This is a genomic window from Mesorhizobium australicum, from assembly GCF_900177325.1.
Taxonomy (GTDB): domain Bacteria; phylum Pseudomonadota; class Alphaproteobacteria; order Rhizobiales; family Rhizobiaceae; genus Mesorhizobium_A; species Mesorhizobium_A australicum_A.
In genome coordinates, this window is the sequence record NZ_FXBL01000004.1 from 5,306,017 (window position 1) to 5,320,655 (window position 14,639).

Annotated in this window: 16 protein-coding genes; 9 read left to right on the forward strand and 7 right to left on the reverse strand. The window is 67.8% G+C overall.

The window, feature by feature from the left end; all coding sequences use genetic code 11:
- Nucleotides 1–40: 40 nt before the first annotated feature.
- Genes B9Z03_RS28625 through tsaD form a run of 4 tightly spaced genes read right to left on the reverse strand, consistent with a single transcriptional unit; the run spans nucleotide 41 to nucleotide 3,189 of the window.
- Nucleotides 41–700, reverse strand: coding sequence for a class I SAM-dependent methyltransferase (locus B9Z03_RS28625; RefSeq protein ID WP_085467365.1), 660 nt, complete (start codon nucleotides 698–700; stop codon nucleotides 41–43).
- Nucleotides 693–1,115, reverse strand: a complete 423-nt coding sequence (locus B9Z03_RS28630; protein ID WP_085467366.1) for an EVE domain-containing protein — start codon at nucleotides 1,113–1,115, stop codon at nucleotides 693–695. Before B9Z03_RS28630 ends, B9Z03_RS28625 begins: the two co-directional genes overlap by 8 nt.
- Nucleotides 1,116–1,135: 20 nt before the next feature.
- Nucleotides 1,136–2,113, reverse strand: coding sequence for an NAD(P)H-dependent glycerol-3-phosphate dehydrogenase (locus tag B9Z03_RS28635; RefSeq protein ID WP_085467367.1), 978 nt, complete (start codon nucleotides 2,111–2,113; stop codon nucleotides 1,136–1,138).
- The gene (gene tsaD / locus B9Z03_RS28640; protein ID WP_139832523.1) at nucleotides 2,110–3,189 is read right to left on the reverse strand and encodes a tRNA (adenosine(37)-N6)-threonylcarbamoyltransferase complex transferase subunit TsaD; all 1,080 of its coding nucleotides are present in this window, start codon (nucleotides 3,187–3,189) and stop codon (nucleotides 2,110–2,112) included. The genes B9Z03_RS28635 and tsaD overlap by 4 nt, the downstream gene beginning before the upstream one ends.
- A gap of 114 nt (nucleotides 3,190–3,303) precedes the next feature.
- On the opposite strand from tsaD, the gene hemC reads away from it, so the two are divergent.
- From hemC to B9Z03_RS28670, 6 genes are all read left to right on the forward strand, one after another.
- Nucleotides 3,304–4,233 (forward strand): hydroxymethylbilane synthase, encoded by a 930-nt coding sequence (hemC, locus tag B9Z03_RS28645; protein ID WP_085467369.1) that lies wholly within the window; start codon nucleotides 3,304–3,306, stop codon nucleotides 4,231–4,233.
- Complete coding sequence (locus B9Z03_RS28650; protein WP_085467370.1) at nucleotides 4,217–4,951, forward strand: uroporphyrinogen-III synthase; 735 nt, start codon at nucleotides 4,217–4,219, stop codon at nucleotides 4,949–4,951. Before hemC ends, B9Z03_RS28650 begins: the two co-directional genes overlap by 17 nt.
- Before the next feature lie 106 nt (nucleotides 4,952–5,057).
- Nucleotides 5,058–6,410, forward strand: coding sequence for a COG4223 family protein (locus B9Z03_RS28655; protein ID WP_176247665.1), 1,353 nt, complete (start codon nucleotides 5,058–5,060; stop codon nucleotides 6,408–6,410).
- A gap of 28 nt (nucleotides 6,411–6,438) precedes the next feature.
- Nucleotides 6,439–8,109 (forward strand): heme biosynthesis protein HemY, encoded by a 1,671-nt coding sequence (locus B9Z03_RS28660; RefSeq protein ID WP_085467372.1) that lies wholly within the window; start codon nucleotides 6,439–6,441, stop codon nucleotides 8,107–8,109.
- Between the two features lie 82 nt (nucleotides 8,110–8,191).
- Nucleotides 8,192–8,686 (forward strand): tellurite resistance TerB family protein, encoded by a 495-nt coding sequence (locus tag B9Z03_RS28665; RefSeq protein ID WP_085467373.1) that lies wholly within the window; start codon nucleotides 8,192–8,194, stop codon nucleotides 8,684–8,686.
- Complete coding sequence (locus tag B9Z03_RS28670; RefSeq protein ID WP_085467374.1) at nucleotides 8,667–9,419, forward strand: glutamine amidotransferase; 753 nt, start codon at nucleotides 8,667–8,669, stop codon at nucleotides 9,417–9,419. Before B9Z03_RS28665 ends, B9Z03_RS28670 begins: the two co-directional genes overlap by 20 nt.
- A 6-nt stretch (nucleotides 9,420–9,425) precedes the next feature.
- Here B9Z03_RS28670 and B9Z03_RS28675 read toward each other — a convergent pair whose 3' ends face one another.
- Nucleotides 9,426–10,664 (reverse strand): MFS transporter, encoded by a 1,239-nt coding sequence (locus B9Z03_RS28675; RefSeq protein ID WP_085467375.1) that lies wholly within the window; start codon nucleotides 10,662–10,664, stop codon nucleotides 9,426–9,428.
- Nucleotides 10,665–10,835: 171 nt separating this feature from the next.
- Between B9Z03_RS28675 and B9Z03_RS28680 the strand changes: the two genes are divergently transcribed.
- Nucleotides 10,836–11,015, forward strand: a complete 180-nt coding sequence (locus tag B9Z03_RS28680) for a hypothetical protein (RefSeq protein ID WP_085467376.1) — start codon at nucleotides 10,836–10,838, stop codon at nucleotides 11,013–11,015.
- A 3-nt stretch (nucleotides 11,016–11,018) separates the two neighbouring features.
- On the opposite strand, the gene B9Z03_RS28685 is transcribed toward B9Z03_RS28680, so the two are convergent.
- Both B9Z03_RS28685 and B9Z03_RS28690 read right to left on the reverse strand, forming a co-directional pair.
- Nucleotides 11,019–11,342: a DUF883 family protein gene (locus B9Z03_RS28685; RefSeq protein WP_085467377.1), complete on the reverse strand. Its 324-nt coding sequence runs from the start codon at nucleotides 11,340–11,342 to the stop codon at nucleotides 11,019–11,021.
- A 65-nt stretch (nucleotides 11,343–11,407) separates the two neighbouring features.
- Nucleotides 11,408–11,761 (reverse strand): DUF1304 domain-containing protein, encoded by a 354-nt coding sequence (locus B9Z03_RS28690; RefSeq protein WP_085467908.1) that lies wholly within the window; start codon nucleotides 11,759–11,761, stop codon nucleotides 11,408–11,410.
- A 124-nt stretch (nucleotides 11,762–11,885) separates the two neighbouring features.
- Here B9Z03_RS28690 and B9Z03_RS28695 point away from each other — a divergent pair, with 124 nt between their 5' ends.
- Both B9Z03_RS28695 and B9Z03_RS28700 read left to right on the forward strand, forming a co-directional pair.
- On the forward strand, nucleotides 11,886–13,544 hold the full coding sequence (locus tag B9Z03_RS28695; RefSeq protein ID WP_085467378.1) for an FAD-binding dehydrogenase: 1,659 nt from the start codon (nucleotides 11,886–11,888) through the stop codon (nucleotides 13,542–13,544).
- Between the two features lie 9 nt (nucleotides 13,545–13,553).
- Entirely contained in the window at nucleotides 13,554–14,600 is a 1,047-nt protein-coding gene (locus tag B9Z03_RS28700) for a 2-dehydropantoate 2-reductase (RefSeq protein WP_085467379.1), read from the forward strand.
- Nucleotides 14,601–14,639: the final 39 nt, after the last annotated feature.

A 14,639-nucleotide genomic window follows, 5' to 3' on the forward strand; every position in this document is an offset into this window, starting at 1 on the left:
CACGGTTCAGCCGGCAGAGAACGCCGCGCGCGGCGCGCCGTCAAGTGTAGCGCCAGACCCTCGTCCGCTTCACGTCGGCGTCTTCCAGCGCGCGAGTGACCGGCACCTGATACTCGGCGAGCTGCGTCAGCCGCGCCTTCGGCAGATAGGCGCGTCCCGGATCGCCCACCAGAACAGACGCCCCGCGTCCGGCCAGTCCCGTGAACCACGGGATGAGGAGATCGGCGAAGGCCCGGTCGTAGAAAACGTCGCCGGCAAGGACGACCTCCCAGCCATCGTCGGTCCCGACAACGTCATCACCGGTGAACCCCACGTCGACGGCGTTCTCAGCCGCGTTGAGCGCGACCGCCGGCCCGCAGAACGGATCGATGTCCGCGCACAGCACGCTTCTGGCACCGGCCTGCGCGGCCGCGATCCCCACCAGCCCGGACCCTGCGGCAAAGTCGAGCACGCGCTTCCCATGCACAATGTGCGGATTGTCGAGCACGTAGCGCGACAGGCCCTGACCGCCGGCCCAGGCGAAGGCCCAGAACGGCGGCGGCAGTCCCTTTTCCTGCAACTGCTCCTCGGTGAGATGCCAGAGCTCATGCGCCTCGTCGGCGAGGTGGAGCCGGATCTCCGGCACATGCGGCGGCGCGATCAGGGCCGTGTTCGCGAGAACGAAGGCCTCGGTCGCCCCGACACGCCGGCCGTCACTCACCCTTGAGACCGCCCATGCGGCAGATCTCCGCCCATTCGTCCTCGGCGACGGGCTGGACCGAAAGCCGCGAATTGTTGACGAGCACCATCTTGGCGAGCTTCTCGTTCGCCTTGATCTCCTCGAGCGTCACCGGCTTCGGCACGTCCTTCACGGCGCGGATGTCGACACATTCCCAGCGCGGATCGTCGGTCGTCGTGTCATGGTGCGCGAGCGCGCAGACCTCGACGATGCCGACGACCTCCAACCCCTCATTCGAGTGATAGAAGAAACCCCGGTCGCCGATCTGCATGGCGCGCATGTTGTTGCGCGCCTGGTAGTTGCGCACGCCGTCCCACTGCTGGCCTTTCGTGCTGGCAGCCTTCTGCATGTCCCAGGACCATTTGAACGGCTCGGATTTGAACAGCCAATACGCCATATGACGCCCCTTCCTCGTTCCTAATCGTCCTCGGCCCTGAGCGGCCGTGAAAGCAGCTCCCCGACGGCGCGGTCGATCGTCAGCGTGCCTGCAAGCATCCGGTCGACCGCATCGGTGATCGGGGCGCGAATGCCGCGCTGGGCCGCGATCGTGGCCGCGATGCCGGCCGTCGCCACGCCTTCTGCGAGCTTCATGCCGACAAGACTGTCGCCGCGCCCCAATGCCAGCCCGTAGGCGAAGTTGCGCGACTGGGCGGAGCCGCAGGTGAGCACGAGGTCGCCGAGGCCGGACAGTCCCATCAGCGTCTCGGGCCGCGCGCCGAACGATGCGCCGATGCGGCGCAGCTCGACGAAACCGCGCGTCACCAGCGCCGCCTGGGCGCTGGCGCCGAGCCCGGCGCCGATGACCGCACCGGCGGCGATCGCCAGCACGTTCTTCAGCGCACCGCCGATCTCGACGCCAACGAGGTCGTCCGAGGAATAGCAGCGGAACTGGGGCGCCGACAGAAGCCGCGCCAGCATTGCGGCAAGCTCCGCGTCCACGGCCGCCACCGTGACTGCCGTCGGCAGCCCCCGTGCCACGTCGGTGGCGAAGCTTGGCCCCGAGAGAGCCGCCGGGGGATTGTCAGGCAGCATCTCGCGGATGATTTCCGACAGCCGCTTGCCGGAGCTCCGCTCGATGCCCTTGGCGCAGATCACCACCGGCACGCCGGGACGGATCCTGCCGACAAGCCGCGACGCCACCTCACGCAGCGCCTGCGCCGGGGCGACAGCCAGCACGCACTCCGCGCCGACGAGCGCCGCGTCGAGGTCGTCCGTCGCGGTCAGCTCCGCGTCGAGCGCGATGCCGGGCAGGTAGCCGGGGTTCTCGTGCCGCTCGTTGACCGCGCGCACCGCATCGGCATCGCGCATCCAAAACGTTGTCGGATTGCCGCCGCGCAGTGAGGTAAGCGCGAGCGCCGTGCCCCAGGCGCCGCCGCCGAGAACCGCGACCTTCATGCCTTGGCTCCGCGCTTGCCGGCGCCGATCAGCGGCGCGGCACTCTCGTCCAGCGGCCAACGAGAGCGCGGCGCGAAATGCATCGCCTCGTCCGGCTCTATACCGGCGCGCAGCCGCTCCAACCCCGCCCAGGCGATCATCGCCGCATTGTCGGTGCACAGTTTCATCGGCGGCGCGAGGAAGCGGAAGCCGTTCCGCTCACAGACCAGTTCGAGCGCCGCCCGGATGGCCCTGTTCGCCGCCACGCCGCCCGCGACGACGAGCGTCGGCGTCTGCTGTCCCGGAAACATCCCGCGAAACCGCGTCAGGCTGCGCGCCACGCGGTCCTGCAGCGTCTCGCCCACCGCGACCTGGAAGGACGCACAGATGTCGGCGATGTCCTTCTCCGTCAGCGGTGCGATCGCCGTCGCGGCCTGCCGCACGGCGGTCTTGAGACCGGAGAACGAGAAATCCGGCCGCGCCTCGCCCTTTAGGGGGCGAGGGAAGTCGAAGCGCGACGCATCGCCGGCAAGTGCGGCCTTCTCGACGTTCGGGCCGCCGGGATAGGGCAGGCCGAGCAGCTTCGCCGTCTTGTCGAAGGCCTCGCCCAACGCGTCGTCGATCGTCGAGGCCCAACGCTCGTAGTCTCCCACCCCGCGCACGAGGATGATCTGCGTGTGCCCGCCGGAGACCAGCAAGACCAGGTACGGAAACGCGACATCGTCGACGAGACGCGCTGCCAGCGCGTGGCCCTCGAGATGGTTGACCGGGTAGAGCGGCTTGCCGCTCACACTCGCCAGCGCCTTGCCGGTCATCAGCCCGACGATCAGCCCGCCGATGAGCCCCGGCCCGGCGGTCGCCGCGATGCCCTCCATCTCGGCGAGGTCTTTGCCCGATTCCTGCAGCGCGGCCTCGATGATGCCGTCCAGCGCCTCGACATGGGCGCGCGCGGCGATCTCCGGCACCACGCCGCCGAAGGCGGCATGTTCCTCGATCTGGCTCAGCACGACGTTGGAGAGAATCTCCGGACGGCCGTCGACGTCGAGCGCGACGACCGAGGCCGCGGTCTCGTCGCAGCTCGTTTCGATGCCGAGCATGAGGCGGGTCGGTTTCACCAGCTGCATTGCCGAAATATGGACACCTGGCTAGGGAATGATACTGAGAGTGCCCGGCCGATCCGGACCGGCAGGGGTTATCACGGTCCACACATCATGCAAACAGAACTGTTCAGGATAGGCACGCGAGGCAGCGCTCTGGCACTGGCGCAGGCGCACGAAACGCGCTCCCTCCTGATGCAGGCGCACGGCCTGCCGGAGGAAGCCTTCGCCATCGAGATCATTTCGGTGACCGGCGACCGGATCCAGGACCGCCCGCTCTCCGAGGCCGGCGGCAAAGGCCTGTTCACCAAGGAGATCGAGGAAGCCCTGCTCGAAAGGCGCATCGACATTGCCGTGCATTCCTCGAAGGACATGCCGACCCGGCTGCCGCCCGGCCTGGAACTGTCGGCCTTCCTGGAGCGCGAGGATCCGCGCGACGCTTTCATCGGCCGCACCGCGCCAACGCTGAAGGGACTGCCGTCCGGCGCAGTGGTCGGATCCTCCTCGCTGCGCCGCCAGGCGCTGATCCGCCGCATGCGGCCGGACCTTGACGTCGTCACCTTTCGCGGCAACGTACAGACCCGCCTGCGCAAGCTGGCGGAAGGCCAGGTGGACGGCACGATGCTCGCCAATGCCGGACTCAGGCGGCTTGGCCTCGCGCACGAGATCACGCAACTTCTGCCGCTGGACGAGTTTCCTCCTGCCCCCGGCCAGGGCGCAATCTGCGTCGAGCAGCGATCGGGAGATTTGCGCGCCGCGGCCATGCTCGAACCCATCAGCCATCGCGAGACGGCGACCGCGTTGGCCTGCGAGCGCGCCTTCCTCGGCGCCTTGGACGGTTCCTGCCGCACGCCGATCGCCGGCTATGCGCGGATCGAAGGCGACCGAATCCTGTTCTCCGGACTGATCCTGACACCGGACGGCACAAAATCGCACGACGTCGCCCTCGACGGCTACGCATTAGAGGCGGAAGCCCTTGGCCAGGAGGCGGCCCGCATCGTTCGCGCAAAGGCCGGCGAGGAGTTCTTTGACGGCTGGGCCTGATCCACTGCGCCGTGTGCTCGTCACGCGGCCGGAGCCCGGCGCGTCCGCGACCGCGCGGGCGCTGCGGCTGGCCGGCTTCGAGCCGATCATGCTGCCGCTGACGGAGATTCGCCCGCTGCCGGCCGAGGCGACTGACACGAGAGTGATCGACGCCGTCGCTGTCACCAGCGCCAACGCGCTTCGCCACGCCTCTCCTGAGCTGCTGCAGGAGCTCGCGAAACGCCCGCTTTATGCGGTCGGTGAGGCCACGGCCGAGACGGCCCGCAATGCCGGCTTTTTGGACGTCGCCGCCGGGCCGGGCGATGCAGCCGGCCTCGTCCGGCTCATATGCGACAGCTTGAAGGCGGGCGCGGCCGTCGCCTATCTCTGCGGCAGGCTGCGCCGGCCGGACTTCGAGGAGGGTTTAAGGCTACACGGTATCCGCACGATCCCGATCGAAACCTATGAAACCGTGCCGATGGGCATCGGTGAGGACACGATGAACCGGCTGGCTACGGCGCCCTTCCTCGCCGTACTCGTCCACTCCGCCGAGGCGGCCAGGGCTCTGGCGGCGCTGGCCGCCCGTCCCACCTTTGCGTCGTCGCTGACAAACGCCCGGCTGGTGGCGATCTCGCGCCGCGCGGCCGAGCCTGCCGCTCCGCTCTTTCCCGGCCGGATCGCGATTTCGAGGGTGCCGACCGACCGCGCGATGGTCGAGGCACTGTCCCAACTGCTCTAGCCGCGCCATACTGCCACCCTTTTCATCCTGTCCAATAGCCGGTAGTCATCGGACCGGTCCCGGAGGGTTCCGACATCGGCCGGCGTCAAGCGCGGGGAGCATGAAGATGGTGAATTCGCCGAAGATCCGGCATTCGAAGCCGCGTCGCGACCCCGTGACGATCGATCTCGACGCCGAGCCGGTGAAATCCGAACCCACAAAGCCCGAAACGTCCGCGCCCGCGGCATCGGCCAAATCGCCTGAGCCGACCCCGGAGACTGAGTCTCCGGAAAAACCCCTGCTCGACGAGACCACCTCGAAGCCGACCGCTGAAAGCGGCGCGAAGCCGCCCTTCGGCCGCGAACAGCCGTCCGCATCGCCGCAGCCTGCAGCCGGCGCCGACAAGTCCTCCCCGAAAGCCCCTCCGCCGTCCCCGCCGCGCGCCGAACCTCGTCGTGGCGGCGTTTCGGCCATTGCGGCCGGTCTTCTCGGTGGCGTTGTCGCGATCGCCGGCGCGGGCGCGCTGCAATATGGCGGCGTGCTGCCGTCACTCGGCGGGAATTCGACGGCGACCGCCGAGATCGAGGCACTGCGCGGCGAGATCGGCGCGTTGAAGAACCAGGTCGCCGCTGTCCCGGCCCCGGAAAACCTTGCTCCCCGGCTCGACGAGCTTGCCGCGGCGCTGAACGAGACCCGCACGCAGCTCCAGTCAATGCAAGCCGGCGGCGCATCGCCGGAAGCGTCGGCGGCGCTGGAGGAACGCTTCAAGGCCCTCGAAACGGCGCTTGCCTCCGTTCAGCAGGGCGGTGCCAGCGTTGATCTCGCGCCGGTGACCCAGCGCCTCGATGCGCTCGATGCCGCCGTGGCCGAGGCGAAGCAGGCCGCCGCTGGTGCGGTAACCCCTCTCGAACAGCGCCTCGCGGCACTTGAGGCGCAGGTGGGCGAGCTCGGCGGCAAGGTCGCCGAACAGGCGGAACAGCCGAGCGCGGCGCTGGCCATTGCGGCCTCCGCGCTCAAGGCCGCCATCGACCGCGGCGATCCGTTCATGACCGAGCTGGAGACCTACGCATCGATCGCGCCGCAGTCGCCCGAGATCGAGGCCCTGCGCGGCATGGCGGCGACCGGCGTACCCTCGCGCACCGCGATCGACGACGCTTTCCCCGCGGTCGCCAATGCGATGATCGCTGCCGCGAAGGTGCAGGATCCGAACGCGGGCTTCATTGACCGCCTCGTGTCGAGCGCCCAATCGCTCGTACAGGTGCGGCCGGTCGGCATGGTGGAGGGCGAGGATGCGCCCGCCATCGTCGCGCGGATGGAGGTCGCTTTAAAGAAGGGCGACTATGCCAGCGCCGTCGCAGAATACGACAAGCTTCCGGAGCCGGCCAAGGCGGCGGGCGCCGAGTTCATTGCCAGGGTCAAGGCGCGCGAGGCGGCCGACGGGCTGATCGGCACGATCCTGTCCGCCGCGCTCAAGGCCTGAGCCCAAGTCCGTTTCCGGGGGTCGATCGATGTTCCGTGTCCTGTCCTTCCTGATCCTCGTCTTCGCGCTCGGTCTCGGCTTCGCCTGGCTCGCGGAGCGACCTGGCACGCTCCTGGTGACGTTCAGCGGCTACCAGTACGAGGTGACGCTGATGGTCGGGGCGGCGATCGTGACGGCCTTCGTCGCCGCCGTGATGATCCTGTGGTGGCTGATCAAGAGCATCTGGAACAGCCCCTACACGATCTCCCGCTATTTCCGCGTGCGCCGCCGCGACCGCGGCTACCAGGCGCTTTCGACCGGCCTGATCGCGGCCGGCGCGGGTGATGCCGACATGGCGCGCCGCAAGCTCCGCGAGTCCGCCAAGATGCTGAGCGCCGACCAGGAGCCGCTGCTGCATCTTCTGGAGGCGCAGGCCTCGCTGCTCGAAGGCGACCATTCCGCCGCGCGCAAGAAGTTCGAGACGATGCTGGACGATCCGGAAATGAAGCTGATCGGCCTGCGCGGGCTCTATCTCGAGGCCGAGCGGCTGGGAGACCGGGGCGTCGCCCGCCACTATGCCGAACAGGCGAGCACCGCCGCGCCGCAGTTGTCCTGGGCCGCCAACGCCGCGCTCGAATCGCGTATGCGCGACGGCGACTGGGACGGTGCGCTGCGCCTGCTCGACGCACGGAAGCCGACCGGCGCTGCCGAGAAGGAGGCGGCCGCGAAGAACCGTGCGGTGCTGCTGACCGCGAAGGCGATCAACCTGTCGCATGTCGATCCGCTTGCGGCGAAGAACGCGGCGATCGAGGCGAACAGGCTCGACCCGGGCCTCATCCCCGCCGCCATCATCGCGGCCAAGGCGCTCTTCCGCCAGGACGACCTGCGCAAGGGGGCCAAGATCCTCGAGGCTGCCTGGAAGAAGGAGCCGCACCCGGAGATCGCCGACACCTATGTGCATGCGCGCCATGGCGATTCGGCGATCGATCGGCTCAAGCGCGCCCGCAAGCTGGCGGAACTGCGCACCAATAATGCCGAATCCTCGCTCGTGGTCTCCCGCGCCGCCCTCGAAGCCGGCGAATACAGGGCCGCCCGCGATGCAGCTGAGACGGCTGCACGGCTCGCGCCGCGCGAGGCGGCATTCCTCCTCCTGGCCGATATCGAGGATGCCGACGGCGGCGACCAGGGCAAGGTGCGCGAATATCTGGGGCGGGCGGTGAAGGCGCAGCCGGATCCGGCCTGGACGGCAGACGGCATCGTTTCCGAGAAATGGGCGCCCTTCTCGCCGGTCACCGGCAGGATCGGCGCCTTCGAATGGCGCGTGCCGGTCGAGCGGATCGGCCAGGTGATCGAACAGGCGCCGCAGGTGGTGGACGGCCCCGCTCCCGAGCCGGAGCGTGCAGCCCCGCCGGCCGCCCTCCAGCAGCCCGAGCCTGCACCCGCCCGCACGGATGTGGTCGACGCCGAGATCGTCCCTATGCCGGCCAACGACCGCTATCCGCCGGTCCAGGCCCCGGAACCGTCTGCACCGGCGCCGGAAACGCCTGCCAAGGCAACGGCGCCTGTCGAACAGAAGCCGGAGAACGCACAACCTGCCGCGCCGGCCCCCGCCGTCGCCGCGCTTTCGGAAGAACCGCCTGTCCCGCCCATTCCCGACGATCCGGGTGTGGATCCGGACTCCGCCGGGGAAAAGGAAGCCCGTCGCTTCCGGCTCTTCTGATGGTTGCCGATCGGTCAGAACGCGTTAGATTTCCAAGGCGCCGATTCGGGCGTCGCAACTCCCTGCCTGTCGGTCCTATTCCATGTTCGAGCGTTTTCTTGCCTTCATAAGGGAATTGACCGGCGAGGAGATCGCCGGGCGCCATCTTGGCGGGGACCACCCTGCCGTTGCCGCCGCGGCGCTTCTCTTCTTCGTCATGGATGCCGACGGCGAGCGCGCCGAGTCCGAGCGGAAGATCCTCGAGGAGGAGATCGCCGCGAGTTATGACGTCCTCGGAGAAAGGCTGGCCGAGATTGTCGCCGCCGGCGAGAAGGCCGAGCAGGAATCGGTCGACCTCTACGCCTTCACCAGCATCCTCAATCAGCATCTCGATCACGAGAGCCGCATCGAGTTCGTCGGCATGATGTGGGAGATCGTCTACGCCGACGGCATTCGTACCGAAGTGGAGAACAACATCGTCTGGCGCGTCGCGGAGCTGCTGCACGTCGAGCGAGCCGACAGGATCAGGATGCGGCACGAGGTGGAGGAGCGCCGGCCGGGATCTTCTGGAACGAAAGATGAAGTCGAGACGGACTGAGTTTCCCGCGCGGCCGAAAATCCTTACGGTCCTGCACCAGGAACTGTCGAGCCCTGGCCGGGTCGGGCAGATTCTCGTCGCCAGCGGCTTCGACCTCGACATCCGCCGGCCGCCGCTCGGCGATTCCCTGCCCGAGACGCTTGAGAACCATGCCGGAGCGGTCGTCTTCGGCGGACCGATGAGCGCCAACGATCCCGACGAGTTCGTCAAGCGCGAAACCGACTGGCTGGCGGTGCCGCTCGGCGAAAACAAGCCGTTCCTCGGCATCTGTCTCGGCGCGCAGATGCTGGTGAATCATCTCGGCGGTAAGGTCGGCGGGCGCGAGGACGGCAAGGTCGAGATCGGCTGGTATCCGCTGAGGCCGACCGATGCCGGCCGCGAGATTTTCGACTGGCCGGACATGGTCTACCACTTCCACCGCGAGGGCTTCTCGCTGCCCTCCGGCGCGACGCTGCTGGCCTCCGGCGAGCATTACGAGAACCAGGCGATCCGCTACGGCGACAATGCCTGGGGCGTGCAGTTCCACGCCGAGCTGACCCGCGCCATGATGCACCGCTGGGTAGTGCGGGGCGCGCAGCGCTTCGAACTGCCGGGTGCGCAAGTCGGCCGCGACCACCTCGAAGGCCGTATGCTCTGGGACGTCAGGCTGCGCGCCTGGCTGGGAGAATTCCTTGAACGGATCTTCGGAGCCGCGGACCCGAGGCAGGCGGTGACGCGGGCACGGAAAGCCTGACGTCGCCTACACCCGTCCGTCCAGCCGCCTGACCTTTCGCAGCGCCGGGAAGAGCACGGCCCACAGCCCGGCCACCGCGATCGCGCCGACACCGCCAAAGACGACGGCCGGCACGGTCCCGATCAGCGCGGCCATCGTGCCGGCGCGGAACTCGCCGAGCTCGTTCGATGCGCCGACGAAGACCATGTTCACCGCATTGACCCGGCCGCGCACACGGTCCGGCGTCCAGAGCTGGATCAGCGTCTCGCGCACATAGACCGAGATCATGTCGGTCGCGCCGAGCATGGCGAGCGCGAAGATCGACAGCCACGGGATCGTCGATACGCCGAAGACGATGGTGAAGACCCCAAACATCGCAACGAAGAAAAGCATGACCAGGCCCGCATGGTCGCGGATCGGATGGCTGGTGAGCCAGACCGCCACCATGATCGCGCCGATGCCCGGCGCAGCGCGCAGGAGGCCCAGTCCCCACGGGCCGAGTTCGAGAATGTCGCGCGCATAGACCGGCAGCAGCGCCACCGCGCCCGAGAGCAGCACGGCGAAGAGGTCGAGCGAAATCGCGCCCAGCACGATCTTCTCCGACCAGATGTAGCGGAAGCCGGCGAAGATCGTCTCCAGCGAGGTCTTCTCCGTTTCGGAATGCTGCGTCGGTTTTGGTATGGTCAGGATGAGCACGCCGGCGGCGAGCATGAACACCATCGCGACCGTATAGGCCGCCTCCGCCGACAGGCCGTAGAGCAGGCCTCCGGCCACCGGTCCGACGATCGTCGCCGTCTGCCAGGCGGATGAATTCCAGGCCACCGCATTGGCGAAATCCTCCGCCGGCACCAGATTGGCGACCAGCGAGGCGGAGGCCGGCGCGAAGAAGGCGCGGGCGATGCCGAAGACGAACAGGATCGCGAAAACCTCCGAGACGCCTGTGAGGCCGCGCAGCGTCAACAACAGGATCGCCAGCGCGCACAGCGCCTCCAGGAACGCCGCCAGCGCCATGATCAGCCTGCGGCCAAACCGGTCGGCGACGGAGCCGGTAACCAGTACGAGCAGCAGCGAGGGCGCAAACTGGATGATCCCGACGAGGCCGAGATCGAACGGGTCGCGCGTCAGGTCGTAGATTTGCCAACCGACCGCGACCGAAACCACCTGCGTCGCAAAGGTGGTGAGAAACCGCGCCGCCCAGTAACGTGAGAAGGACGAATGGCGGAACGCGGCGAAGCGATGGGTTGAAACGGAGGTATCAGGAGGCATGACCCAGGAGGGGGTGAGTTGGCGCCAGCATGAAGCCCCCCCTTAGACCAGTTCGAGCGACGGCGCGCGCGAAATCATACGGTTGGCCCAATCTTTTGCCGGTGCCTTGCGGACGGCCTACAACCCGCCATGATGGTGCGCCAAGCATCCAGAACTTTGCGGAGACAGGAAATGCCGCGTCTGATTCTGCTGGTCGTCTGCGCCGTCGCCGGCGCGATCGCTCTTTACAAGCTCTACCAATTCCTGCGCACGCGCCAATGGGACTGGACCGGCGTGGGCGTCGCCATCCTCTTCATCCTGCTCGCGATCTGGCTCCGCCAGGAGACCGGTACGGGAGGAGTGTTCGGCTAGGTATCAGCGCGAAGACGAGCGGCCCGCGAAGAGCGCGGCCGCGAGGCCGAGCACGATCAGCCCGACCGCGACCGAGGCAGCCGGATGGCTCCTGACGCTCTCGCCGGCATATCTCGCCTGGCGGCGCATCTGATCCATCGTTGGCGCGAGCGTATCGCGGATCTCTTCCACGAGGTCGGCAGCGCTGTCACGCGCGTCGGAATAGGATTGTGCGCCCCGCTTTCCTGCCTGGCGGCGCAGGGTCTTCAACTCTTCCTGCAGCGAATGAATCTGGTCCGCGAGGCGGCCTTCGACATCCTTGCGGGCATTCAGGAAATTCATGGACATGGCTACACCTCGTTCGTAGTGACGATCGTCGCCAGACAAACGCGGCTGCGCGGTTTGAGTTCCACTCAGACGCCCAGCAGCAGCGCGGCCAGCGCAAGCCCGGCCGGCAAAGCCTGAATGTAGAGGATCTTGACCCCCACGGTCGCGGCGCCGAAGAGGCCGGCGACGATTACGCAACCGAGAAAGAACACCTTCACCGCGAAGCCGGCATCGCCGAGCCAGAGGCCCCAGACCAGGCCGGCGACGAGGAAGCCGTTGTAGAGCCCCTGATTCATCGCAAGCGTCTTCGAGGCGGTGGAGAACTCCGGCGTCGTGCCAAACGCCTTGCGGCCCGCGGGCGTGTCCCATGCAAGCATCTCGAGATAGACGATATAAAGGTGGATCAACGCGACGACGGCGATCAGGATGTTGGCGATCATGGCAAGTTCCCCCGTGATCCCTTCATTGAGCATGTCGTCGCATGCCGCGCAACTTTCTCCTTGATTGCGTGGCGATGCCTGGCCCATCCTTCCTGACCCGGGAGAGGAACAGGGGGAGGACGATGTGGCCGAACATGCGGATGCCATCGTGGTGGGCGGCGGGCTCGCCGGGCTCGTAGCGGCCGCCGAACTCGCCGATGCCGGCAGGCGCGTCGTCGTCCTGGAGCAGGAGGGCGAGAACTCGCTCGGCGGCCAGGCCTTCTGGTCGCTTGGAGGCCTCTTCTTCGTCGACAGCCCCGAGCAACGCCGCCTGCGCATCAAGGACAGCCGCGAGTTGGCGTTGCAGGACTGGCTGGGCTCCGCCCAGTTCGACCGGCCCGGGGACGCATGGCCGCGCAAGGTGGCCGAAGCCTTCGTCGATTTCGCCGCCGGCGAAATGCGCCCATGGCTCCACGGCATGGGCATGCGCTGGTTTCCCGTCGTCGGCTGGGCCGAACGCGGCGGCGCGCAGGCACACGGCCACGGCAATTCCGTGCCGCGTTTCCACATCACCTGGGGCACCGGCCCCGGCGTGGTCGAACCGTTCGAGCGGCGCGTGCGCGAACACGTCGCCAAGGGCCGCATCGAGCTGAAGTTCCGCCACCAGGCGAGCCGCCTCGTCACCACCAACGGCGCGGTCGCCGGCGTCGCGGGCGAGATACTCGAACCTTCGACCGTGGAGCGGGGCCAGCAGTCCGGCCGCGCCGTCGTCGGCGCCTTCGAGCTGTCGGCCGGCGCGGTGCTGGTCACCTCCGGCGGCATCGGCGGCAACCACGAGCTGGTACGCAGGAACTGGCCGGTCGCACGCCTTGGACCCGCGCCGAAGCGCATGGTGTCCGGCGTGCCGCATCACGTCGACGGCCGCATGATCGCGATCAGCCAGGAGGCGGGCGCGGCGGTCATCAACGCCGACCGAATGTGGCACTACACCGAGGGCGTTGCCAACTGGGCGCCGATCTGGCCGAACCACGGCATCCGCATCCTGCCCGGCCCGTCCTCGATGTGGTTCGACGCGCGCGGCGAGCGCCTGCCAGCGCCCTGCCTGCCGGGCTTCGACACGCTCGGTACGCTGAAGCACATCCTGTCCACCGGCTACGAATATTCCTGGTTCGTGCTCACCCAGTCGATCATCAAGAAGGAGTTTGCGCTGTCCGGCTCCGAGCAGAACCCCGACTTCACCTCGAAGAGCTGGCGCGCGGTGCTGAAGAGCCGGCGCGGCAAAGGCGCCCCGCCGCCGGTGGAGGCCTTCAAGGAGAAAGGCGAGGACTTCATCGTCCGCAACACGCTGTCCGAACTCGTCGAGGCGATGAACGCGCTTGTCGGCGAAAGACTGATCGACCATGGCTACCTGAAGATGCAGATCGAGGCGCGCGACCGCGAGATCGCCAACCCCTTCGCCAAGGACGCGCAAATCACCGCCATCAATGGCGCCCGCAACTATCTCGGCGACAAGCTGATCCGTACGGCGAAGCCGCACCGCATCCTCGATCCCGCACATGGGCCGCTGATCGCCGTCAGGCTCAACGTGCTGACGCGCAAGACGCTCGGCGGCCTGCACACCAATCTCGATTCGCAGGTGCTCGACACATCCGGCAATCCGATCCCCGGCCTCTACGCCGCGGGCGAGGTGTCTGGCTTCGGCGGCGGGGGGTATCACGGCTACAACGCGCTCGAAGGCACCTTTCTCGGCGGCTGCATCTTCTCAGGCCGCAATGCGGGCCGCCACGCCGCGCGTTCGGTCTAGCGGCGCGCAATGATCAGCCCCGACGCCCGCATCGCGATCGCCGGCGCCGGCTCCATCGGCTGCTATGTCGGCGCATGCCTGACGCTGGCGCGGCGCAACGTCGTGCTCCTCGCCCGGCCGCGGCTGGTCGATGCGTTGCGCGATCATGGCACGCGGATCACCGATCTCGACCGACGCGACCGAATGCTTCTGCCGGGCGCTATCGAAGCGACCGCCGACCCCGCCGCCGCACTGGCCGATGCCGCCGTGATCTTCGTCACCGTGAAGAGTGGCGACACAGCCGGCATGGCGGATCTGATCCTTCGCTTCGCACCACCGGACTCCCTCGTCGTCAGCCTGCAGAACGGTGTCGACAACGTCCCGCTGCTGCGCGAGCGACTCGGCGCAGACCGGGTCGTGGCCGGGATGGTGCCGTTCAACGTCGCCCAGACATGGCCTGGCGGCACACCCTCCTTCCATCGCGGCACCAGTGGCCACGTGGTCATCGATTCCGGACAGCCCGACCTGCGCTCACTGCTCGATGTCGACGGCGTCGGTTGCGCGGATCACCCGGACATGGCCGGCCTAGCCTGGTCGAAGCTGGCGTTCAACATGAACAACGCGCTCAACGCACTCTCCGGCCTGCCACTGAAACGCCAGCTCTCCGACCGCGCCTGGCGCCGCATCCTGGCCTCACAGATCGACGAACTGCTCCGGGTGACGAAGGCCGGTGGCATCGCTCTGCCGCCGATTGAAGGCGTGCGCCCGCGGACGATCGCGACCATCCTGCGCCTGCCGGACACCCTCTTCGGCCTCGTCGCCAGGCGCATGCTCGCGATCGACCCCGCCGCCACGTCCTCAATGGCTGAGGATCTCGCCGCGCGCCGCCCCACCGAGATCGACTACCTGCAAGGCGCAGTCGTCAGGCTTGCGGAGACGCACCGAACGAGCGCCCCGATATCGGAGGCGGTCATATCGCTCATCCGCGAACGAGAAGCAGGTAGGGGGAGTATCGCCTCCGCTGAAGCCTCGTCGAGAATCAGCGCCTTAGCTGGAAAAGCCCAAAGCGCTCGTTAGAAGTCGATAGTTGAGACTAGAGCAAAGGGCGGCTAGGCT

Bases quoted from the DNA above. Each gene is read 5' to 3' on its own strand.
- B9Z03_RS28635 (WP_085467367.1), bottom strand. From the start codon at position 2,113: ATGAAGGTCGCGGTTCTCGGCGGCGGCGCCTGGGGCACGGCGCTCGCG.
- B9Z03_RS28630 (WP_085467366.1), bottom strand. From the start codon at position 1,115: ATGGCGTATTGGCTGTTCAAATCCGAGCCGTTCAAATGGTCCTGGGAC.
- B9Z03_RS28690 (WP_085467908.1), bottom strand. From the start codon at position 11,761: ATGATCGCCAACATCCTGATCGCCGTCGTCGCGTTGATCCACCTTTAT.
- B9Z03_RS28665 (WP_085467373.1), top strand. From the start codon at position 8,192: ATGTTCGAGCGTTTTCTTGCCTTCATAAGGGAATTGACCGGCGAGGAG.
- B9Z03_RS28700 (WP_085467379.1), top strand. From the start codon at position 13,554: ATGATCAGCCCCGACGCCCGCATCGCGATCGCCGGCGCCGGCTCCATC.
- hemC (WP_085467369.1), top strand. From the start codon at position 3,304: ATGCAAACAGAACTGTTCAGGATAGGCACGCGAGGCAGCGCTCTGGCA.
- B9Z03_RS28675 (WP_085467375.1), bottom strand. From the start codon at position 10,664: ATGCCTCCTGATACCTCCGTTTCAACCCATCGCTTCGCCGCGTTCCGC.
- tsaD (WP_139832523.1), bottom strand. From the start codon at position 3,189: ATGCTCGGCATCGAAACGAGCTGCGACGAGACCGCGGCCTCGGTCGTC.
- B9Z03_RS28670 (WP_085467374.1), top strand. From the start codon at position 8,667: ATGAAGTCGAGACGGACTGAGTTTCCCGCGCGGCCGAAAATCCTTACG.
- B9Z03_RS28655 (WP_176247665.1), top strand. From the start codon at position 5,058: ATGGTGAATTCGCCGAAGATCCGGCATTCGAAGCCGCGTCGCGACCCC.
- B9Z03_RS28685 (WP_085467377.1), bottom strand. From the start codon at position 11,342: ATGTCCATGAATTTCCTGAATGCCCGCAAGGATGTCGAAGGCCGCCTC.
- B9Z03_RS28660 (WP_085467372.1), top strand. From the start codon at position 6,439: ATGTTCCGTGTCCTGTCCTTCCTGATCCTCGTCTTCGCGCTCGGTCTC.
- B9Z03_RS28680 (WP_085467376.1), top strand. From the start codon at position 10,836: ATGCCGCGTCTGATTCTGCTGGTCGTCTGCGCCGTCGCCGGCGCGATC.